The 19,591-nt window shown below is 43.0% G+C and carries 23 protein-coding genes; 17 read left to right on the top strand and 6 right to left on the bottom strand.

Going from position 1 to position 19,591, the window contains the following annotated elements; translation table 11 throughout:
* Nucleotides 1-511: 511 nt before the first annotated feature.
* The 4 genes from rpmH (at nt 512) to jag (ending at nt 2,747) form a co-directional block, all read left to right on the top strand.
* Nucleotides 512-646 carry a 50S ribosomal protein L34 gene (gene rpmH, locus IGI77_RS17605; protein ID WP_002356012.1) on the top strand — a complete coding sequence of 45 codons (135 nt, stop codon included), beginning with the start codon at nt 512-514 and terminating at the stop codon, nt 644-646.
* 146 nt (nt 647-792) lie between these two features.
* On the top strand, nt 793-1,128 hold the full coding sequence (gene rnpA / locus IGI77_RS17600; protein ID WP_015510644.1) for a ribonuclease P protein component: 336 nt from the start codon (nt 793-795) through the stop codon (nt 1,126-1,128).
* Nucleotides 1,129-1,146: 18 nt separating this feature from the next.
* The gene (locus tag IGI77_RS17595) at nt 1,147-1,971 is read left to right on the top strand and encodes a YidC/Oxa1 family membrane protein insertase (protein WP_010748469.1); all 825 of its coding nucleotides are present in this window, start codon (nt 1,147-1,149) and stop codon (nt 1,969-1,971) included.
* Nucleotides 1,972-1,988: 17 nt separating this feature from the next.
* The gene (gene jag / locus IGI77_RS17590) at nt 1,989-2,747 is read left to right on the top strand and encodes an RNA-binding cell elongation regulator Jag/EloR (RefSeq protein ID WP_005226285.1); all 759 of its coding nucleotides are present in this window, start codon (nt 1,989-1,991) and stop codon (nt 2,745-2,747) included.
* A 204-nt stretch (nt 2,748-2,951) separates the two neighbouring features.
* Here the strand turns inward: jag and IGI77_RS17585 are convergent, their stop codons facing one another.
* Entirely contained in the window at nt 2,952-3,281 is a 330-nt protein-coding gene (locus IGI77_RS17585) for a heavy metal-binding domain-containing protein (RefSeq protein ID WP_005226284.1), read from the bottom strand.
* Nucleotides 3,282-3,519: 238 nt separating this feature from the next.
* Here IGI77_RS17585 and mnmE point away from each other — a divergent pair, with 238 nt between their 5' ends.
* Both mnmE and mnmG read left to right on the top strand, forming a co-directional pair.
* Nucleotides 3,520-4,917 (top strand): tRNA uridine-5-carboxymethylaminomethyl(34) synthesis GTPase MnmE, encoded by a 1,398-nt coding sequence (gene mnmE, locus IGI77_RS17580; protein WP_074535553.1) that lies wholly within the window; start codon nt 3,520-3,522, stop codon nt 4,915-4,917.
* 33 nt (nt 4,918-4,950) lie between these two features.
* Nucleotides 4,951-6,843 carry a tRNA uridine-5-carboxymethylaminomethyl(34) synthesis enzyme MnmG gene (gene mnmG / locus IGI77_RS17575; RefSeq protein WP_008376950.1) on the top strand — a complete coding sequence of 631 codons (1,893 nt, stop codon included), beginning with the start codon at nt 4,951-4,953 and terminating at the stop codon, nt 6,841-6,843.
* A gap of 105 nt (nt 6,844-6,948) precedes the next feature.
* On the opposite strand, the gene IGI77_RS17570 is transcribed toward mnmG, so the two are convergent.
* The 3 genes from IGI77_RS17570 to IGI77_RS17560 form a co-directional block, all read right to left on the bottom strand.
* Nucleotides 6,949-7,467, bottom strand: coding sequence for a helix-turn-helix domain-containing protein (locus IGI77_RS17570; protein WP_005226263.1), 519 nt, complete (start codon nt 7,465-7,467; stop codon nt 6,949-6,951).
* Nucleotides 7,468-7,483: 16 nt separating this feature from the next.
* Nucleotides 7,484-7,951, bottom strand: coding sequence for a DUF5626 family protein (locus IGI77_RS17565; protein WP_438770478.1), 468 nt, complete (start codon nt 7,949-7,951; stop codon nt 7,484-7,486).
* Between the two features lie 350 nt (nt 7,952-8,301).
* Nucleotides 8,302-8,754 carry a DUF2188 domain-containing protein gene (locus tag IGI77_RS17560; RefSeq protein ID WP_151196092.1) on the bottom strand — a complete coding sequence of 151 codons (453 nt, stop codon included), beginning with the start codon at nt 8,752-8,754 and terminating at the stop codon, nt 8,302-8,304.
* Between the two features lie 256 nt (nt 8,755-9,010).
* Here IGI77_RS17560 and IGI77_RS17555 point away from each other — a divergent pair, with 256 nt between their 5' ends.
* The 10 genes from IGI77_RS17555 (at nt 9,011) to IGI77_RS17510 (ending at nt 16,248) form a co-directional block, all read left to right on the top strand.
* A complete protein-coding gene (locus tag IGI77_RS17555) occupies nt 9,011-9,904 on the top strand; it encodes an SDR family oxidoreductase (RefSeq protein WP_005226260.1) in 894 nt (297 codons plus the stop codon).
* A gap of 37 nt (nt 9,905-9,941) precedes the next feature.
* Nucleotides 9,942-10,511 carry an alkaline shock response membrane anchor protein AmaP gene (amaP, locus tag IGI77_RS17550; protein ID WP_005226259.1) on the top strand — a complete coding sequence of 190 codons (570 nt, stop codon included), beginning with the start codon at nt 9,942-9,944 and terminating at the stop codon, nt 10,509-10,511.
* Nucleotides 10,512-10,518: 7 nt separating this feature from the next.
* Complete coding sequence (locus IGI77_RS17545) at nt 10,519-10,710, top strand: DUF2273 domain-containing protein (protein ID WP_005226258.1); 192 nt, start codon at nt 10,519-10,521, stop codon at nt 10,708-10,710.
* Between the two features lie 25 nt (nt 10,711-10,735).
* Complete coding sequence (locus IGI77_RS17540; protein ID WP_010748461.1) at nt 10,736-11,506, top strand: Asp23/Gls24 family envelope stress response protein; 771 nt, start codon at nt 10,736-10,738, stop codon at nt 11,504-11,506.
* A gap of 297 nt (nt 11,507-11,803) precedes the next feature.
* Nucleotides 11,804-12,520 (top strand): 16S rRNA (guanine(527)-N(7))-methyltransferase RsmG, encoded by a 717-nt coding sequence (gene rsmG / locus IGI77_RS17535; RefSeq protein WP_005226256.1) that lies wholly within the window; start codon nt 11,804-11,806, stop codon nt 12,518-12,520.
* An 11-nt stretch (nt 12,521-12,531) separates the two neighbouring features.
* On the top strand, nt 12,532-13,296 hold the full coding sequence (locus IGI77_RS17530) for a ParA family protein (protein WP_005226255.1): 765 nt from the start codon (nt 12,532-12,534) through the stop codon (nt 13,294-13,296).
* The gene (locus IGI77_RS17525) at nt 13,286-14,176 is read left to right on the top strand and encodes a ParB/RepB/Spo0J family partition protein (protein WP_005226254.1); all 891 of its coding nucleotides are present in this window, start codon (nt 13,286-13,288) and stop codon (nt 14,174-14,176) included. The genes IGI77_RS17530 and IGI77_RS17525 overlap by 11 nt, the downstream gene beginning before the upstream one ends.
* 10 nt (nt 14,177-14,186) lie before the next feature.
* Nucleotides 14,187-14,375 carry a DUF951 domain-containing protein gene (locus IGI77_RS17520; RefSeq protein ID WP_005226253.1) on the top strand — a complete coding sequence of 63 codons (189 nt, stop codon included), beginning with the start codon at nt 14,187-14,189 and terminating at the stop codon, nt 14,373-14,375.
* An 8-nt stretch (nt 14,376-14,383) separates the two neighbouring features.
* Nucleotides 14,384-15,484: a redox-regulated ATPase YchF gene (gene ychF / locus IGI77_RS17515; RefSeq protein WP_194193675.1), complete on the top strand. Its 1,101-nt coding sequence runs from the start codon at nt 14,384-14,386 to the stop codon at nt 15,482-15,484.
* A gap of 71 nt (nt 15,485-15,555) precedes the next feature.
* Complete coding sequence (locus IGI77_RS17510) at nt 15,556-16,248, top strand: DUF1129 domain-containing protein (RefSeq protein ID WP_438770476.1); 693 nt, start codon at nt 15,556-15,558, stop codon at nt 16,246-16,248.
* 123 nt (nt 16,249-16,371) lie between these two features.
* Here the strand turns inward: IGI77_RS17510 and IGI77_RS17505 are convergent, their stop codons facing one another.
* Together IGI77_RS17505 and IGI77_RS17500 are read right to left on the bottom strand one after the other, a co-directional pair.
* A complete protein-coding gene (locus tag IGI77_RS17505; RefSeq protein ID WP_238696183.1) occupies nt 16,372-17,247 on the bottom strand; it encodes an IS3 family transposase in 876 nt (291 codons plus the stop codon).
* Nucleotides 17,217-17,783, bottom strand: coding sequence for a transposase (locus tag IGI77_RS17500; protein ID WP_438770149.1), 567 nt, complete (start codon nt 17,781-17,783; stop codon nt 17,217-17,219). The genes IGI77_RS17505 and IGI77_RS17500 overlap by 31 nt, the downstream gene beginning before the upstream one ends.
* A gap of 212 nt (nt 17,784-17,995) precedes the next feature.
* On the opposite strand from IGI77_RS17500, the gene guaB reads away from it, so the two are divergent.
* Entirely contained in the window at nt 17,996-19,480 is a 1,485-nt protein-coding gene (gene guaB / locus IGI77_RS17495; protein ID WP_005226250.1) for an IMP dehydrogenase, read from the top strand.
* Nucleotides 19,481-19,591 lie beyond the last annotated feature (111 nt).

Here is a 19,591-nt window from a genome sequence, read left to right as displayed (position 1 = left end):
AAATTGTCCTCCTATAACTAAGAATAGATATAACTAAAATAGCACGGATTGAAAAAGTTTTCCACAGATTACGATAAAAAAGGTTAGAAAAAAATACTTTTCCACAAAACGGGATAAAAGAAAAATGGAAATGCACATGTTCGAAATTCGACTATCCACAGGTAGAAAAAGAATGTGCATAACTGTAAAATAATCTCCTTTATCCACAGATCGATGTGAAGATCACGCCTTGATAACACTAGGTTTTAGGGCAGTTATCAACAGTTAAAAAAGTGATTGTGGAAAACTTTTCTACAGGCTGTTTGTTTGTGGAAAAAGCCAAAATAACTCTGGGGAAAAAGTTATCCACAAAAATTGGCTATAAACAGCAAACCCACACAAATCAAAGGGATTGTGGATAAAGAATGCCTGATTTTGAGCAAACTTCTTATTGACAAACTAGTACTTGACTCGTTATACTATCAAAGTATGTCTGTGCGCATAAGCATTATCCTGATGGAGGTGGAAATAAATGAAAAGAACGTATCAACCAAATAAACGTAAACGTCAAAAAGTTCACGGATTCCGTAAACGTATGAGTACAAAAAATGGACGTCGTGTTTTAGCTAGCCGTCGTCGTAAAGGCAGAAAGGTTATTTCTGCGTAAGCCACTGAATGCCAGTGGTTTTTTTTATGCCGTTTTTGCGGAATATAGTGTCTGACTTTTGGCAAATATGGTATTATTGACAGGTGAGTGGTTACGGATTCAATCCGTTTCGCGAAGCTTAATTGAAAGAAGTGAAGGAACCGAAGATGAGAAAATCCTATCGAGTAAAAACAGAGCAAGATTTTCAAAAAGTTTTTCAGGCAGGAAATTCTTTTGCAAATCGGAAGTTCGTGGTGTATGTCTTACCTAAAGAGCAATCACATTTTCGAGTTGGTTTATCTGTAGGGAAAAAAGTCGGTAATGCAGTGAAGCGAAATGAGATCAAGCGCAAGATCCGTGCAAGTTTAACGGAAATGAAGCCGCGAATCGAACCAGCGGTCGATTTCATCGTGATCGCCCGTCCAAGTATCGCCACTTGTTCCTCAAAGGAAATCTACTCGAATTTAGAGCATGTCTTAAAACTTGCCAAAATTATTCATTAATGGAAAGGAATTAGTTACGTGAAAAAAGGGAAACGCGTCTTACTATTTTTGGGAGTTCTCTCATTAGTAGTTGTCTTATCTGCCTGCGGTGCAACAGGTGAAGTAAATGCACAAAGTACTGGTCTATGGGACCGTTACATCGTTTATTATTTTGCAGAGGCGATCAAAGCCCTCTCCTTCGGCAATGCCGGGATCGGGATCATCCTCTTTACATTGATCATTCGGGTCATTTTGATGCCGTTGATGCACTTCCAAACCAAAAGCATGCGCAAAACGCAAGAATTACAACCGAAGTTAAAAGCGCTGCAACAGCAATATGCGTCAAAAGATACAGAAACACAAAGCAAGTTAAAAGAAGAAACACAACGTTTGTATGCGGAAAACAATGTCAATCCTTATGCCGGCTGTCTGCCATTATTGGTACAAATGCCGATTTTGATGGCCTTGTGGCAATCGATCTCACGGGTTCCTGCTCTGCAAGAAGGAAAATTCTTATGGCTGCAGCTGGGTGATCGTGACCCATACTTCATCTTGCCGATTTTAGCGGCGCTCTTTACTTTTGCAAGTACTTACTTATCAAGTATGAGCCAAGTGGAATCAAATGCGAGTCTGAAAATCATGAATTTCGCTATGCCGATGATGATCTTACTGATGGGGATCAACATTGCCAGCGGTCTTTCCTTGTACTGGGTCGTTTCCAATGCATTCCAAGTTGTGCAAACAATGATCTTAAATAACCCATTCAAGATTCGCCAAGAAAGAGAAGAAGCTGCCCGCAAAGAACGCGAGCGTGAGCGTGCGCTGAAAAAAGCAATGAGTCCTAAAAAGAAACGGAAAAAATAAGAGGAGGTTGCACTGCAATGCCGATTTATGAAAATCTGACAGTAGATGAAGCAATTCAAGAGGGATTGCAAGTCCTTGGTATCACCAAAGATCAAGCAGTAATCGAAGTCCTGGATGAAGGAAAAAAAGGCTTCTTGGGTCTAGGAAAAAAACAAGCACGGGTCTCCATTGAAAAACGAATCGTTGAAGAACCGGCACCCGTTGAAGAAGTACCAGCAAAACCGCTGGTAGAACCAGATCCTGTGACGACAGAGGATGCAAGCAGTGTGATGGAAGCAGCAGCGAGCGAACCTGTTTTGCTGACGGATCTTTCAGATGAGGAAGCGCTGGCTCAGCTGGGACTCTATCTGACAAATATTTCAAAAGCATTGAATGCACCCGCCTTAGTAAAAACCGCTCGTCAAGACGGCGTGGTCGTCTTTCATTTAGAAACGCAAAAACAAGGCATTTTGATTGGGAAGCACGGCAAAACCTTGAATGCACTGCAATATTTGGCGCAAGTGTATATTCACCGCATCGCGAAAAACAAATTGTCGATTGTAGTGAATGTCGGAGATTACCGTGAAAAACGTCAAGCGATCTTAGAACGTTTGGCTAGCCGTACTGCTGAAAAAGTCAAACGAACAGGCCGCCCAGTCTTTTTAGAACCGATGCCGGCGTTTGAAAGAAAGCAGATCCATTCAGTTTTGAGTAAAGATGCGTATGTTCAAACTCATTCTGAAGGGGATGAACCGTATCGCTACTTAGTAGTGGAACCTGCGGACAAACGAATTTAATGAAAAAAGGGAAAGGCGGTCTGACAAGCCTTTCCCTTTTTTGATGGGAAAAAGCGATTGACAACAAATTTAAAACCAAGTATCCTTGACTAGAAATCATTCTTATCAAAGTCAACATACGTTACGTAGGTCAGCCTTTGGTATCAAAAAAGAGTCCGTATGCCGCGGACTCTTTTTTGTATTTTTCTTTGATGATAGAGGCAATTAGCCGCCGATGGTTGATTGAGTAAACTGAACCACTGTACCATAGGCAAAGATCTCAAGGTAGGTTTTGTCGCCTTCGACGATGCGGTCATGTTCGAAATGACAGTTGATCACTGCATTCGCTCCGTAGCTGTGGGCGGTTTCTTTTAAGCGATAGGTCACATCTGCCAACAGATCGTTCAAATTCACAGATGTATCAAATAGATCTACTTCGATTTTGTCTGCCGCAAAGACGATATCCCGCACGACGTAAGGCCGATTCACGTTTCCTGTCGATAAAATGATTTCTTTAATGCGAGCAGCGCTGTTTGATGATTTGATGGTTTCCATAATAGATCCCTCTTTTCTTATTCTTTGCTTTTATTTTAAAGGTTTTTGCGGACAGATGCAAAATTTAAAAGTTTTTGAAGGAAGCTTGCGACTCACGCAAAAATGTGCTAATCTATTTCCAGAATTTAATTGACAAGCAGTCAAAGTGCTAAGTCTACTCGTTTTTATTGATTTTCAATCAATTTGACGGGTGGAGTGGGCACTTTTTTTATGTGAAAAAATAGGAGGAGCAAGCAACATGGCGAATATAACGCAAGAATTTGATACGATTGCCGCGATTTCCACCCCGCCAGGCGAAGGGGCCATCAGTATTGTGCGATTAAGCGGGGAAGAAGCGATCGCAATTGCGGATCGGATTTTTCAAGCAGGCACTAAAACCCTCGCCCAAGTCCCTAGTCATACGATCCATTATGGTCATATCGTGGACCCAGAAGAAAACCGTTTGATGGATGAAGTGATGCTATCAGTGATGAAAAAGCCGCGGACCTTTACCCGAGAAGATGTCGTCGAGATCAACTGCCACGGCGGGATCGTTGTCGTCAATCAACTCTTGCAGCTGGTTTTACGACAAGGCGCACGGTTGGCTGAGCCGGGAGAATTCACGAAGCGGGCCTTTTTAAACGGACGGGTTGACCTTTCTCAAGCCGAGGCGGTGATGGACCTGATTCGTGCCAAGACCGATAAGGCGATGAATCTCGCAGTCAATCAGCTGGATGGCAATCTTTCCCACTTGATTCGGACCTTACGCCAAGAGATCTTAGAGACGCTGGCGCAAGTTGAAGTGAATATCGATTACCCTGAATACGATGATGTGGAAGAATTGACGACCCGCTTATTGCTAGAAAAAGCCACGATGGTCAAAGGGCAGATCCAAGCCTTATTAGCGACTGCCCAACAAGGAAAAATTTTGCGAGAAGGTTTGAGTACCGCGATCATCGGTCGGCCGAATGTCGGTAAATCCAGCTTATTGAACCATTTATTAAGGGAAGAAAAAGCCATCGTGACAGACATTGCTGGTACGACTCGAGATGTCATTGAAGAGTATGTCAATGTTCGCGGGGTACCGTTGAAACTGATCGATACGGCTGGTATCCGCGAAACAGAAGATGTCGTTGAAAAAATCGGGGTCGAACGCAGCCGCAAAGCATTGGCAGAAGCGGAGTTGATTTTGCTGGTTCTCAACCAAAGCGAAGGATTGACCCAGGAAGACAAACAATTGCTGGAGCTGACTGCTGGCAGCCGTCGGATCATCTTATTGAATAAGACCGACCTTGAGCCAAAATTAGCACCCGCTGAGCTAGCACAGTACGCAGCAGATGAACCGATTTTTTCTGTCTCTGTGTTGACGAGTGAAGGCTTGGATCAACTGGAACAAGCCATTGCCGATCTATTCTTTGGGGGCAAGACCACCGATAAGGATGCTTCCTATCTTTCTAACACTCGCCACATTGCCTTATTAGAAAATGCCGTTCAGTCGTTGTCTGAGGTCATCCAAGGGATCGAAGCAGGAATGCCTGTCGACTTGGTTCAAATCGATATGACACGCTGCTGGGACTATCTAGGAGAAGTTGTGGGCGACAGTGTCCAAGATGAGTTGATCACCCAATTGTTCAGTCAGTTTTGTTTAGGAAAATAAAGAATGCGCCACTGGCGTAAAAAGGAGAACACCATGCAAGAATATCAAGCAGAAAGTTATGACGTGATCGTTGTTGGTGCCGGCCATGCCGGATCAGAAGCTGCCTTGGCAGCCAGCCGAATGGGGGCAAAAACCCTCTTGCTGACCATCAACTTAGACATGGTCGCATTCATGCCTTGTAATCCCTCCGTCGGCGGACCAGCAAAAGGCGTCGTGGTGCGCGAAATCGATGCTTTAGGCGGAGAAATGGGCAAAAATATCGACAAAACCTACATCCAAATGCGGATGCTCAATACAGGAAAAGGTCCCGCTGTGCGGGCCTTGCGGGCGCAAGCCGATAAACATGCCTATGCGGCTGAAATGAAACGAACGATCGAAAAAGAAGCCAATCTGACACTGCGCCAAGGAATCGTTGAAAAGCTGATCGTTGAAGAAGGCGAATGCCGTGGCGTCGTGACCTCTACAGGCGCTCGTTACCAAGCCCAAGCTGTAGTGATCACTGCGGGAACAGCGTTGCGAGGAGAGATCATCATTGGAGAGTTGAAGTATTCTTCTGGACCAAACAACTCCCAGCCATCGATTGGACTAGCCGATCATTTGAAAGAGCTTGGCCTAGAGATCGCTCGTTTTAAAACGGGTACACCACCGCGGGTGAAATCCAGCACCATCAACTATGAGGTAACGGAGATCCAGCCTGGCGATGAACAACCGAATCACTTTAGTTACAGCACACCCGATGAAGCCTACAATCAAAACCAAGAACCTTGCTGGTTGACCTATACGAACGAAGGGACGCACCAAATCATCAACCAGAATTTACACCGGGCGCCGATGTTTACAGGGATCGTCGAAGGAGTAGGTGCCCGTTATTGCCCATCTATCGAAGACAAAATCGTGCGTTTTGCAGACAAATCTCGTCACCAACTGTTCTTGGAACCAGAAGGGTTGAACACCGAAGAAGTGTATGTTCAAGGGCTTTCTACTTCTATGCCAGAAGATGTCCAAGTCCAAATGCTGCATTCCATCGCAGGTTTAGAAAAAGCGGAAATGATGCGGACGGGCTACGCCATTGAATATGATGTCGTGGTGCCTCATCAATTGCGTCCAACATTAGAAACCAAAGTCATCGAAAACCTCTTTACGGCAGGACAAACCAACGGAACCAGCGGCTATGAAGAAGCGGCCGGTCAAGGCTTGATCGCAGGCATCAATGCTGCTTTGAAAATTCAAGGCAAAGAACCCTTCATTATGAAACGCAGCGACGGTTATATCGGTGTGATGATCGATGATTTGGTGACCAAAGGAACCAATGAACCTTACCGCTTATTGACCTCTCGTGCCGAATACCGCTTATTGCTGCGTCATGATAATGCGGATCTGCGTTTGACCGAAGTGGGACATCAAATCGGGCTCGTCCCAGAAGCACAATACGAAGCGTATGTAGCGAAAAAAGAAGCTGTTGAAGCAGAAATTAAACGTTTATCTAAGATCCGCATCAAACCAACGCCAGAAGTACAAGCGTATTTGACTGCTAAAGGGACGGCTACCTTGAAAGATGGCGTTTTAGCCAATGAATTCTTGCGTCGGCCTGAAGTGACGTATGCCGAAATGCTACAATTTATCGAAGCCAATGAAGCATTGAAGCCAAAAGAGATCGAACAAGTCGAGATCCAAATCAAATACGAAGGCTATATCAAAAAAGCTCTCGAAAAAGTGGAGAAACTCAAACGGATGGAAGCCAAACGCATTCCTGAAAACATCGACTATGCCGCTATCAATGGCTTGGCAACAGAAGCCAAACAAAAACTGCAAAAAATCCAACCCGAAACCATCGCCCAAGCGAGCCGTATCAGCGGAGTAAACCCAGCTGATATCAGTATTTTGATGGTGTATATCGAGCAAGGGAAGATTGCCAAGGTTAACTAAAGACGGTTAATATTCTTTGAAAAACCAATTTATAAATGGTAAATAGAGTGTCAAAAGCCCGCTGCGAAAACAATTCGCAGCGGGCTTTTTGTCTTAATAATAAAGTTATTCCACTTTTTCAATCGTAGTGGTTCCCCAATTCATGATGTTGCTGAGATGGACATAGCCATCGTACAAATTCAAGAAAATCGAGAAGGCACAGACGATATAGATCAATACATAAAAATTATTGGCTTTTTTGTTACGCCATAAAACAAAGCCATCTAAGATCAGTCCTAAAGGAAAAAGAAAGGAGCCGATTCCAGCTAACAGTAGCAAGAGCAGACTTTCATCTTTATCTGCTGCCATCGTTCTTTGGAGTAACGACAATTTTTCTTTCTTGTCGTTGATTTCTTGATTGTTGGTTTCGATCCGCTCTTTTAAGGCTTCGTTCTCACGTAAAAGCTCATCGATCGAGACTTGGTAGAGATCGCTCAACAAAATCAAATTCTCAATATCTGGATAGCCGCGCCCATTTTCCCATTTTGAAATCGACTGGCGTGAAATCTGTAATTTTTCTGCGACTGCTGTTTGCGACAATCCGGAAGACTCGCGACAGCTTTTTAATTGTTCTGCTAAAGCCAATGTATGCTCCTATCTGCTATTTAACAACTAGCTTCCCATTTGAGATCGTGGTTACGACACTCCCATTGGTAGTGATTATACCTGCTTTTTGCTTAAACGTACAGGTGGCTTTGGTGGACGTGTGAGTTAATGAACTAGAAGTGATACTTCCTCTGTGAGCAACTAAACTTAAATTCGAAGTGCCTGTAAATTGATTGCGGCTATTGACCGTTACATTATAACTAGCGGTCCAATTACCTGCGGATGTTTTTGACACACGATACGTTCCCGCTGCCAGATTTGCTCGGAATGACGGCAATTTTTCAATGGACAAAATCACCTCGTTGCCTTCTTCATCTACCGTGATCAGCTGCTCATAGGGACTATCTGATGCTAAGTCATAAACGAGTTCAGGTTCTTCCACTGTCTGGGCGGCAGCTGGGAGAGCAAAGAGGAAACAAAGAAAAATAAACGGCACAAAAAATAATTTTTTCACAAACACCACTCCTTGTACTTTTAATAATTCAAGTATACAAGGTTTATTTAGTTAAAGAAAGCACAAGCTAGTTTACAGAGGTAACGGATGGTTCACAACTGTTGCTAGATCAGCATTTCATAGGCTTATTTTTTAGGATGTCGAGAAATTTTAAAAGTGGTGGTTCATTCAAAAGGTCTTCGTTTTTTAGGTTTCTGACAACGAACCGCTGCTTTTTAAAAGAAACGTCAAAGAAACGGTTGCTTTAGTTTTAATCAAACCTAGCTGTGAAAGGAAACAAAAAAGCGAAAGAGTAGGCAACGTTTCGCGCAGCTCAAACGACAAAGGTAAGACCTCCTTCCGCTTTTTTGCAGCCAATTTTATTCTCTCAAATCAATATCCTTTTGATGGTCGCCGTCTTTCTTATAAACGTTCACCACGGATTCTTTGTTTTCGGCGATTTCTTTGGCACGGGCGATGGCATCTGCTTTCTTGTCGAAATGGTCACTGGCACGTTTCGCTCCTTTGGAACGGACTTGCCATTGGTCGTCTTCATACACAACTTCTACATCCGCATCCATTAATTTTTCCGCATTCTTATTGGTTTGATGGGCGTCGTCTTTTTGCGGATTTTTCTCTTTCTGAAACGCTTTTTTCTCCTCTTCATCTGCATTGTCATACCATTTTTCTGCTTGACTCGTGGCGATCGGGATTGCCCGATCATCCGAATAGCCATCGGCTAGCAGGGCATTGGCGATATCGATCGCTTTTTTACGAACTAAGGGGTCTAGATTCTTCATTGACGCAGGATAATCACGGACATTCCAAGGCATTCTTTGTTTCCTCCTTTTTCTTGATCCAAGGTCATTTTCTTAGGGGTTCCCTTTTACAGGTACTACCAGTTACTACTTATTAGTTTACCCCCTTCTATAAAAAAGGGAAATTATTTGATTTCTGGTCAAAAATGAGGGCACTTTCTTTTTTCATTTTCTAATAAACGAAGATTTATTTTTGTTAACAAAGCGTTATATTTCCCAAAAAAAAATGAATGGTTTAGAATTTTATTATAGAGAAAAGGAGGACGTAAGAATGAGTGAACCTATTTTGACTGATCCACGGGAACTTTATCACACGGGTAAATACAGCAAACAGGAACAAGATACGCCTGCTTTACAAGAAGAAATGCGACCAAAACCTGATTGTGGTGAAGAATCTTATGAGGGAAGTCAGCAGTTAGAAAACCGGCGAGTACTGATCACCGGTGGGGATTCTGGGATCGGACGAGCAGCAGCGATTGCCTTCGCCCGTGAAGGAGCAGACATTGCCCTACACTTTTTCCCAGGAGAAGAAGAAGATGCCGAAGAAGTTGCAGGGTACATCAAAGAAGCTGGGCGCAAAGTGATCTTGCTACCCTATGACCTGCGAGACGAAGCGGCACCACAAGAGATCGTTGACAAAGCGGTGGCAGCATTAGGTGGGTTAGATACATTAGTATTGAACGCAGCACAGCAAATCACGCGGCCATCGATTGCAGAATTACCGATTGAACAAGTGAAAGATACCTTTATGGTAAACATTATCTCCATGTTTGCATTAGTCAAAGCTGCTGAGCCGCACTTACCGGCTGGAGGAGCGATCGTGACAACGACTTCTGTCCAAGCCTTTAGTCCAAGTGCCCATTTAATGGATTATGCGGCAACCAAATCGGCGATCGCCAGTTTTACAGTCAGCTTGGCGAAACAATTTGCTGAAAAAGGAATTCGCGTCAATGGGGTAGCCCCAGGACCGATCTGGACACCATTACAGTTAGATCATGGCCAACCGCAAGACCAGCTGCCTGAATTTGGTCAGCAAGCGTTACTTGAACGGGCAGGACAACCAGCTGAGCTGGCACCTGTCTATGTCTTTTTAGCTTCGAATAAAGCTAGCTATGTGACAGCACAGATTTATGGTGTTACCGGCGGAGAAGCCATCAACTTGTAAGCTTATCGAAAATTGGAGAAAAAGGAGGAGGTGTCCTATGAGTAAAGGGTGGAAAATCGTATCAATCATCGTTTCGTTGATTTTTATCACTGTCTTATTACCAATCGTATTAATGAGTAATCCTTATATGCAGCTGCCATTTGGTTTGGACAGCAGAGGCAATGTCGTCACGTATTTCTTTGACAACTTGTTTATGCGTCAATATATGTTTTGGGTAGCTGTTGTCTTGATCGCCTTATTCTTGATCGTGATCTTAGTCGTGCTTTTTTATCCAAAAACCAAAACGACCTTTGTTTTGAAAGAGGATAAGGGCGCATTGACGATCGATAAGAAAGCAATCGAAGGACTTGTACGTACGAAAGTAAATGAAAAAGAATTTGTTGAAGGACCAAAAGTTCATGTCAAGGCGACCAAAAATCGAATTTTGATTAAAATCAAAGGACGCTTGAAACGGACGTCTGCCTTAGTCGGCAAAACCGAAAACTTAATGGCGGAAATCCAACAAGATGTCCAACGAGTGCTTGGTTCAAGTGAGAAAGTCAAAGTCGAAGTCAACTACGCGAATTTTGAACAAAATGAGACTCCGGAAAACCCGCGAGTAGAATAGGAGGGCTATGATGAACGAACTACAACAATACAAAATCCCATTGATTTTTGGAGCAATCGGCCTTGTTCTGGCTGTGTTGTTTGTAACGATCGGTTTTTTCAAAACATTGCTGATTCTACTCCTAACAGGTTTGGGTTTTGCGTTAGGATTGTATCTCCAACGTACCGGTATCATCGACGAATTTTTTAACCAACAATAACGCATTTTAATAGGAGGAATTTTTAATGAATAACGATAAAAACGAATTAAACAATGATAAAAAAGTCAGCGCACATCCAGATCCAGTGGTTCCTAACACCAATCATCAAGCAAATGAAAATGCGATTCCAATGACTGAAGCACCAGATCCAGTGGTACCAAATGCTGAAAAAGCAGTAGCAGGACAACAAAACGGACCAAAACCAGGGGATCATCCAGCACCAGGAAATCCAAATCCAGCAGGACATCATCCAGCACCGCCAAAACCTGGCCACAACGATTTTGAAGGACCAACTGGCGATGCACCCGTTCATGGTTCATTGACCTATGATGACAAAGTGATCCAAAAAATCATCGGGATCGCATTAGAACACGTGGATGGTCTGTTGACGGTCGATGGTGGTTTCTTCTCTAACATTGCGGAAAAATTAGTCAATACAGACAATGTGACTGCGGGTATCAATACTGAAGTAGGGAAAAAACAAGTAGCCGTTGATCTAGATATCGTGGTTGAATATGACCGCAACATCCCAGAAATCGCTGACCAAGTCAAAGAAGTTATTCAAAAAGAAGTAACAACAATGACTCAATTAGAAGTTATCGAAGTCAACATCAATGTTGTAGATGTAAAAACGATCGCTGAATACGAAGAGGAACAAGAAACGGTTCAAGACAAAGTATCGTCAGCTGCATCTAAAACCGGCGACTTTGCTTCACGTCAAACCAACAAAGCCAAACATGCGGCTTCCCGCGCGTCTGATCGTATCGAAGAATACAACGAGCCCCGGGTGAAATAAAAAAGTTTCATATGAAACAAAAACAAGCATTGATCCTGTGATCAATGCTTGTTTCTTTGAGAAAAAAGCTGACCAGGAGGGTTGGCAGCCTCGCTGGTCAAGGAAAAATGAAAAAAGTTTTTTGGATTGAAATGAGTATAATTCCTCTGCCTTAAACCAACTTTAAAGCCCCAGTTAAAAAATGGTAAATTCTCCTAGAAAGCAATGTCTGGCTATTGCATCACATTGCTTTTTGCGTTAAAGTAGGAACTAGTCTGTGAAACATTTTTCTGTTTCACAAAATAGAAAGGATTCGTTATGCTACCTGAAGAATTTCATGAAGAATTACGCAAAAACGGGATCGTTTTAACCGAAGAACAAATGGAAAAATTCGCTGTCTATTTCGAGCGTTTAGTCGAATGGAATCAGAAGATGAATCTAACCGCAATCACGGAAAAATCAGAAGTGTATTTGAAGCATTTCTACGATTCTGTTTCCTTAGCTTTTGAAACCGCCTTTGACCCGCAAAGTCATTTGTGTGATGTCGGTTCAGGTGCTGGCTTTCCAAGTATTCCACTAAAAATCGTGTTTCCTGAATTAGAAGTGACGATCGTCGACTCTTTAAATAAGCGCATCACCTTTTTACAAACCCTTGTGACGGATCTACAATTGGAAAATGTCCACTTGTACCATGACCGTGCAGAAACATTTGGTCAAAACCCGCAATTTCGTGGGCAATTCGATTATGTGACTGCTCGTGCGGTTGCCCGTTTGAATGTGTTAACGGAACTCTGTGTGCCATTGGTGAAAAAAGCAGGCTATTTTTATGCGCTCAAAGCTGCCAAAAGCGAGGAAGAACTGGTTGAAGCCAAACCAGCCATCTCACTCTTAGGCGGCAAATTTATTGAAGAAAAAAGCTTTACCTTACCGGTCAGCGGCGATGAACGCCATCTTTTGATCATTCAAAAGAAAAAAGAAACGCCAAAGAAATACCCCCGCAAACCGGGAATGCCAGCGAAACAACCAATCAAATAGGAGGAAAATCAATGGCCCGTATTATTTCTGTTGCAAACCAAAAAGGCGGCGTAGGCAAAACCACCACAACGGTGAACCTAGGTGCGTCCTTAGCATTTGTCGGCAAAAAAGTGTTACTCGTAGATATTGATGCCCAAGGCAACGCCACAAGCGGTGTCGGCATTCGCAAACCAGATGTGGAACAAGACATCTATGATGTATTAGTCAATGAAACACCGATCGTTGAAGCGATTTTACCTAGCAGTCGGGAAAACTTGGATATCGTTCCAGCGACGATCCAATTAGCTGGTGCGGAAATTGAATTGACCTCCATGATGGCACGGGAATCTCGATTGAAATCGGCTTTGAATGAAATCAAAGAACAATACGATTATATCTTTATCGATTGCCCGCCATCTTTAGGTCATTTGACGATCAATGCCTTTACCGCCAGTGATTCGATTTTGATCCCAGTCCAATGTGAGTACTATGCATTAGAAGGGCTGAGCCAACTATTGAATACCGTGCGTTTAGTACAAAAACATTTTAACCCTGAGTTAGAGATCGAAGGGGTCTTACTGACGATGTATGATGCCCGTACGAACTTAGGCGCGGAAGTCGTGGAAGAAGTCCGCCGCTATTTCCAAGAAAAAGTATATGAAACCATTATTCCGCGGAATATCCGGTTGTCTGAAGCACCTAGTCATGGATTGTCGATCATTGATTATGATCCACGCTCAAAAGGAGCCGAAGTCTATCAGACGTTAGCAAAGGAAGTGTTAGCCCGTGAAGAATAAAGGGAAAGGATTAGGGCGTGGGATCGATGCGTTGTTTCAAGACCTGCAAGGGTTAGAAGAAGTCGATATCAAGACAGAAAAAGTCGTTGAACTGCCTTTAAACGAATTAAGACCCAACCCTTATCAACCGCGAAAAACCTTTGATGAGCTTTCATTACAAGAACTAGCCAATTCGATCCAGCATTCGGGGGTCTTTCAACCGATCATCGTGCGGCAATCATCCGTCAAAGGCTATGAGATCATTGCGGGTGAACGCCGGTTTCGAGCGTCTAAACTAGCTGGCAAGGAAACGATCCCAGCCATCATCCGCAATTTTGATGAAGAAGCGATGATGCAAGTCGCCGTTTTAGAAAACTTGCAGCGGGAAGATTTGAATCCTTTAGAAGAAGCAGAAGCTTATGACATGCTGATGAAGAACTTGAAATTGACCCAAGCACAAGTCGCTGAACGTTTAGGGAAAAGCCGCCCGTATATCGCCAATTATTTGCGGTTGCTGTCCTTGCCGAAACTCGTCAAAGAAATGGTTCAAGATGACCGTTTGTCTATGGGGCAAGCCCGGACATTATTAGGGTTGAAAAATAAAGAACAGATCTTAAAATTAGCCAATCGTTGTGTCAAAGAAAATCTGACAGTCCGCCAATTAGAACAAATGGTCGCTGAGATGAACGACACGAAAAACGAAAAGAAAAAAGTTCCGCGTCTGATTCGGGAAAAACCGTACTATTTACGAGAAAGCGAAGAACGGTTGATGGATAAATTCGGCACGAATGTCGAGATCCGCGAAAAAGAAGGCAAAGGCAAAATCGAGATCGAATACCTGTCACAAAAAGATTTAACCCGTATTTTAGATTTATTGAACATTCAATTTGATGAAGCTTGAGGTGATAAAGATGTATGATCTTGGGGATATTGTCGAAATGAAAAAACCGCATGCCTGCAAAGCCAATCGTTGGGAAATCATCCGCATGGGGGCAGATATCAAAATAAAGTGTACGAATTGCGGCCACATCGTCATGATGACGCGCCGAGAATTTGATAAAAAGATGAAGAAAATCCTAGAAAAAAAAGAGAAAGAGTGAAGTGAAGCATGGCGTTAACTGCCGGAATCGTTGGATTGCCAAATGTGGGCAAATCTACTTTATTTAATGCAATAACCAAAGCAGGAGCAGAAGCCGCAAACTATCCGTTTGCGACGATCGATCCGAATGTAGGAATGGTGGAAGTGCCAGATTGGCGCTTACAGCGTTTAACAGAATTAGTTCGTCCGAAAAAGACGGTCCCAACCACCTTTGAATTTACGGATATTGCTGGAATCGTCCGCGGTGCCAGCAAAGGGGAAGGATTAGGGAACCAATTTTTGAGCCATATCCGCCAAGTGGATGCGATCTGTCATGTCGTTCGTTGTTTCGACGACGACAACATCACCCACGTGGAAGGCCGCGTGGACCCATTAGCTGATATCGACACCATCAATTTGGAGTTGGTTTTAGCGGATTTAGAATCCGTCAACAAGCGCTATACTCGGGTCTCAAAAATTGCCAAAACCAAAGACAAAGATGCGGTTGCGGAATTGGCCGTTCTTGATAAAATCAAACCGGTCCTAGAAGAAGGGATCTCAGCTCGTTCGATCGAATTTACAGATGAAGAACAGCGCATCGTCAAAAGTTTGTTTTTACTAACGACCAAACCAGTCTTATACGTTGCCAACGTAGCAGAAGAAGACGTGGCAGACTATGAAACCAATGACTATGTCAACAAAGTGAAGGAATTTGCAGCGAGCGAAAATGCGGAAGTGATCGTCATCAGTGCTCGTGCCGAAGAAGAGATCGCTGAGCTGGAAGAAGAAGACAAAGCAGAGTTTTTAGAAGCATTAGGAATTGAAGAATCAGGGTTGGATCAATTGATTCGTGCTGCCTATGATTTACTGGGTCTAGCAACGTACTTTACCGCTGGTGAACAAGAAGTGCGTGCGTGGACGTTCCGTAAAGGCATCAAAGCACCGCAAGCAGCGGGGATCATCCATACGGACTTTGAGCGCGGCTTTATTCGTGCGGAAACTGTTTCCTTTGAAGATCTGAACCAATACGGCACGATGCAAGCGGCCAAAGAAGCCGGTCGGGTACGTTTGGAAGGAAAAGATTATGTCGTGCAAGATGGCGACGTGATGTTGTTCCGTTTTAACGTATAAAGGGCTTTCTTCCCAGTGAATTTGTGGTAAAATGTCCATTGTGAAGAAAACGCAGAAGGGAGAATCAATTCATGGAACCAGAAACTCTGCGAAATTATGTTTCCGAAAATCGTGAATTAGAACAACAATTAACAAAACGAAACCAACAATATATATTTGATTTAAAAAAATCGCTAGAGGCAGCCAACCTTTCTGAAGAAGAAAAAACGATTGCCTTGCATGAGATGCTGCCGGTCTTAGTCAAAGAACAAAAAGGCGGCAAAACAGCCCGCCAATTATTTGGTACAGTGTCTGAACGCACCGAAGCCATCATCAACAAACCCGTTGAGCAAAAAGAATCCGGCCCGTTCTTGATGTGGTTGGATAGCACCTTGCTGATTTTAGGGATCTTTGGCTTGATGTTAGGGGTCATGGGGATCTTTACTAGAGGACAAGCACAACCTTATGGCTTATCGACCCTCTTCTTGATGGCGATGCTTGCTGGTTGGGTCTTCTACTTGATGTACAAATACATGTATCAATATGAACGCCCAGGTGCCGATAAGAGCAAACGGCCGAAGATGTGGAAGATCATTTTGATTTTAGTCGCAGCCTTCATGCTATGGATCGTTGTGATCTCGCTTTCTGCGATGATCCAACCACCATTGAATCCACAAGTGGATCCTGTGATCGAAGCCTTGATCGGGGCAGTGGCATTAGCAGCGAAATACTACTTGAAACGCAAATACAATATCATCAGCAGTATGTCTGTTCCTAGAGGCTGATGACTACACGTTGATCGTGTGCCTTCTTTTGTTAAAAAAGACCGCACGATGTAGTGACCCCAAAAAGTTAGACTTTTATGGAGTGGAGAAATCCACTCCTTTTTTGTACGATAAAATTAACTGTTAGACAGCTGTTTTTACAGCTTCTCGAAACTGAACCGGACTTCGCCAATTTAATTTCTTTTTGATGCGTTTATGGTTGTAATAATAGATATATTGGTCAATTTTTGTTTTCAATTCATCTAAACTCCGATAGACTTCTCCATGAAAAATCTCTTGCTTTAATAAACCAAAGAAGTTTTCCATAGGTGAGTTATCTAAACAATTCCCTTTACGAGACATACTCTGGAAGATTTTATGCTGCTTCAATTTATTCTTATAAGCATTCATTTGATAGGCCCATCCTTGATCTGAATGGAAGGTTCTACGAAATGGACAATCATTTGTCATCTGGATTGCTTCTTCTAATCCTTCCATTATGGCTAGTGCGTTTGGTTTTTCAGAAATCCGATAAGATAGAATTTCACTATTGTAGAAATCCATGAAAGGATCTAAATACAGCTTTTTCTGACGAACGACACCTGTGGTGTCTACTTCATAATACTTAAACTCTGTGGTATCAGTTGTAATTTTTTGGTGACAGATATTTGTATAAAACCGACGATGAATACGATTTTTGGCGACAGTGCCAACCTTCCCACGATAAGAATTGTACCGTCGAGATTTTCGAGTGTAAGACTTTACTTCGATACCTAGTTTTTTTATCAGACGTTGAATCTTCTTTTTATTGACATGAATCCCTTGATTCTCTAATTCTTTTTTTAGTCGCAGACAGCCATAATCTTTATGATCTTTGCGAATTTCAAGCATTTTTTCTTCAATTTCTTGGTCTGGGTTTGGTCTGTCAAACCGTTTCTGCCAATACATATAGGTTGCTTTAGGAAATTTCAATGTTTCAAGAAGCTCAACTAGTTTGAATGATCCTCGGAGGCTGGCGATGATTCGTGCGATTGATTCTTGCGTCTTTGCTGGGCTTCCTGTTTTCGCAGCTTCCTCAACTCTTTTAAAAAGGCATTCTCAATTTGAAGGGATCGGACTTGCTTTTCTAATGCCTTGATACGATCGCGTTCTTTAGTTGTTGTATTTTCTTTTTTGTTTTCTTTTTTTCTAGTCAAAGTAAGTGGTCGCCCTTTCTCTTTTGAGAGCCCCTCAATACCTGCTTCTCTGAAACTACGCATCCAATTGGCAATAAGCGCAGGGTTGTTCATTTCTAAAGTGCTAGCAACTTCTCGGTAGGACATCTCACTTGTTTGATATAACTCTAGCGCATTTAACTTAAATTGAACAGAATATTTCTGATTTTGATGTTTTCTCAATAGACCTTCCTCTCCGTATTCACGATAGGCATTCACCCAATTACTTACTTGAGACTTGCTTGAAATACCGTATTTGTTGGCAAGATACCGATATCCGCCCACGCCACTAAGATATTCTTTAACGATTTTTAGTTTTAATTCAAAAGGATATTTTGCCATACAAATAACGACCCCCAAAAGTTAGATTTTTGGTCTAACTTTTGGGGGTCGCTTCACGATCAGCGTGTTTTTTTAGAAAAAATGGCGAATTATGAGATTTAACCAAAGGTTTGAAGAGGATTATTAAGAAAGCTTTCCGAATGGTTGACTTATGAAAAAATCTTTGCTATTTTTTTTAAAATACCTAAAAACTTTAAGGAGTGGTTACAAAAATGTCCAACTGGGAAACCAAATTTGTAAAAAAAGGGTTAACGTTTGATGATGTCTTATTGATTCCGGCAGAAAGTCACGTCTTGCCAAATGACGTGGATATGAAAGTGCAGCTTGCCCCGAATATTACACTAAATATTCCAATCATAAGTGCCAGTATGGATACCGTAACTGATAGTAAAATGGCGATCTCAATGGCGCGTCAAGGCGGACTTGGCGTGATTCACAAAAACATGAGTATCGCAGCGCAAGCAGATGAAGTGCGCAAAGTAAAACGTTCTGAAAGCGGCGTGATCATCGATCCGTTTTTCTTAACACCAAGCCACTTAGTTGCTGATGCAGAACATTTGATGAGCAAGTACCGCATCAGCGGGGTACCGATCGTAGAAACGATGGAAAACCGCAAATTAGTCGGTATCATCACGAACCGCGACATGCGTTTTGTCACGGATTATACGATGCCGATCAATGATGTGATGACCAAAGACCAATTGATCACAGCACCTGTCGGTACGTCGTTGAAAGACGCTGAAAAAATCTTACAACAACACAAGATCGAAAAATTACCGATCGTTGATGAAGCAGGGATCTTAAGCGGTTTGATCACTATCAAAGATATTGAAAAAGTGATCGAATTCCCGAATGCAGCCAAAGACACGCATGGACGCCTATTAGTGGCAGCGGCAGTCGGCGTTACCAGCGATACCTTTGAGCGAGCACAAGCATTATTGGATGCAGGCGTTGACGCGATCGTCATTGATACTGCCCACGGACACAGTGCGGGTGTTTTACGCAAAATCTCTGAAATTCGTGCACATTTCCCAGAAGCGACATTGATTGCGGGAAATGTTGCCACTGCAGAAGGCACGAAAGCATTGTATGATGCTGGTGTCGATGTCGTAAAAGTCGGGATCGGTCCAGGTTCGATCTGTACTACTCGGGTGGTAGCCGGTGTCGGAGTTCCTCAATTGACCGCGATCTATGATGCAGCCTCTGTGGCACGTCAATACGGCAAAGCAATCATTGCCGATGGTGGGATCAAATACTCTGGGGATATCGTCAAAGCTTTAGCAGCTGGCGGACATGCCGTAATGCTAGGTAGCATGTTGGCAGGAACCGATGAATCACCAGGTGAATTTGAAATCTACCAAGGCCGTCGCTTCAAAACGTACCGCGGAATGGGTTCACTGGGGGCAATGGAAAAAGGCTCCAGCGACCGTTACTTCCAAGGTGGCGTAAACGAAGCCAACAAATTGGTTCCAGAAGGCATCGAAGGGCGTGTCGCTTATAAAGGCAGCGTTTCTGATATCATCTTCCAAATGATCGGCGGCTTGAAATCAGGGATGGGTTATGTCGGTGCTGGCAATCTACAGCAATTACGTGATGAAGCACAATTCATCCAAATGAGCGGCAACGGACTAAAAGAATCACATCCCCACGATGTTCAAATCACGAAAGAAGCACCAAACTACTCTGTAAAATCATAAAATGTTTCACGTGAAAACCAACGCCCCCTCTGTTCAAAAGTGGACAGGGGGGATTATTTGTTCAAAAAAGGACGTCACTCTCAGCTATCTAGGCAAGAGTGGCGTCCTTTT

It is taken from the genome of Enterococcus sp. DIV0213h (assembly GCF_051711285.1).
Taxonomy (GTDB): Bacteria; Bacillota; Bacilli; order Lactobacillales; family Enterococcaceae; genus Enterococcus_D; species Enterococcus_D casseliflavus.
Note: the sequence above shows the minus strand (reverse complement) of the source record. Positions and strands in the feature narration are given on the sequence as shown.

Bases quoted from the DNA above. Each gene is read 5' to 3' on its own strand.
- rpmH (WP_002356012.1), top strand. From the start codon at position 512: ATGAAAAGAACGTATCAACCAAATAAACGTAAACGTCAAAAAGTTCAC.
- rnpA (WP_015510644.1), top strand. From the start codon at position 793: ATGAGAAAATCCTATCGAGTAAAAACAGAGCAAGATTTTCAAAAAGTT.
- jag (WP_005226285.1), top strand. From the start codon at position 1,989: ATGCCGATTTATGAAAATCTGACAGTAGATGAAGCAATTCAAGAGGGA.
- IGI77_RS17585 (WP_005226284.1), bottom strand. From the start codon at position 3,281: ATGGAAACCATCAAATCATCAAACAGCGCTGCTCGCATTAAAGAAATC.
- mnmE (WP_074535553.1), top strand. From the start codon at position 3,520: ATGGCGAATATAACGCAAGAATTTGATACGATTGCCGCGATTTCCACC.
- mnmG (WP_008376950.1), top strand. From the start codon at position 4,951: ATGCAAGAATATCAAGCAGAAAGTTATGACGTGATCGTTGTTGGTGCC.
- IGI77_RS17560 (WP_151196092.1), bottom strand. From the start codon at position 8,754: ATGCCTTGGAATGTCCGTGATTATCCTGCGTCAATGAAGAATCTAGAC.
- IGI77_RS17555 (WP_005226260.1), top strand. From the start codon at position 9,011: ATGAGTGAACCTATTTTGACTGATCCACGGGAACTTTATCACACGGGT.
- amaP (WP_005226259.1), top strand. From the start codon at position 9,942: ATGAGTAAAGGGTGGAAAATCGTATCAATCATCGTTTCGTTGATTTTT.
- IGI77_RS17545 (WP_005226258.1), top strand. From the start codon at position 10,519: ATGATGAACGAACTACAACAATACAAAATCCCATTGATTTTTGGAGCA.
- IGI77_RS17540 (WP_010748461.1), top strand. From the start codon at position 10,736: ATGAATAACGATAAAAACGAATTAAACAATGATAAAAAAGTCAGCGCA.
- rsmG (WP_005226256.1), top strand. From the start codon at position 11,804: ATGCTACCTGAAGAATTTCATGAAGAATTACGCAAAAACGGGATCGTT.
- IGI77_RS17530 (WP_005226255.1), top strand. From the start codon at position 12,532: ATGGCCCGTATTATTTCTGTTGCAAACCAAAAAGGCGGCGTAGGCAAA.
- IGI77_RS17520 (WP_005226253.1), top strand. From the start codon at position 14,187: ATGTATGATCTTGGGGATATTGTCGAAATGAAAAAACCGCATGCCTGC.
- ychF (WP_194193675.1), top strand. From the start codon at position 14,384: ATGGCGTTAACTGCCGGAATCGTTGGATTGCCAAATGTGGGCAAATCT.
- IGI77_RS17510 (WP_438770476.1), top strand. From the start codon at position 15,556: ATGGAACCAGAAACTCTGCGAAATTATGTTTCCGAAAATCGTGAATTA.
- IGI77_RS17500 (WP_438770149.1), bottom strand. From the start codon at position 17,783: ATGGCAAAATATCCTTTTGAATTAAAACTAAAAATCGTTAAAGAATAT.
- guaB (WP_005226250.1), top strand. From the start codon at position 17,996: ATGTCCAACTGGGAAACCAAATTTGTAAAAAAAGGGTTAACGTTTGAT.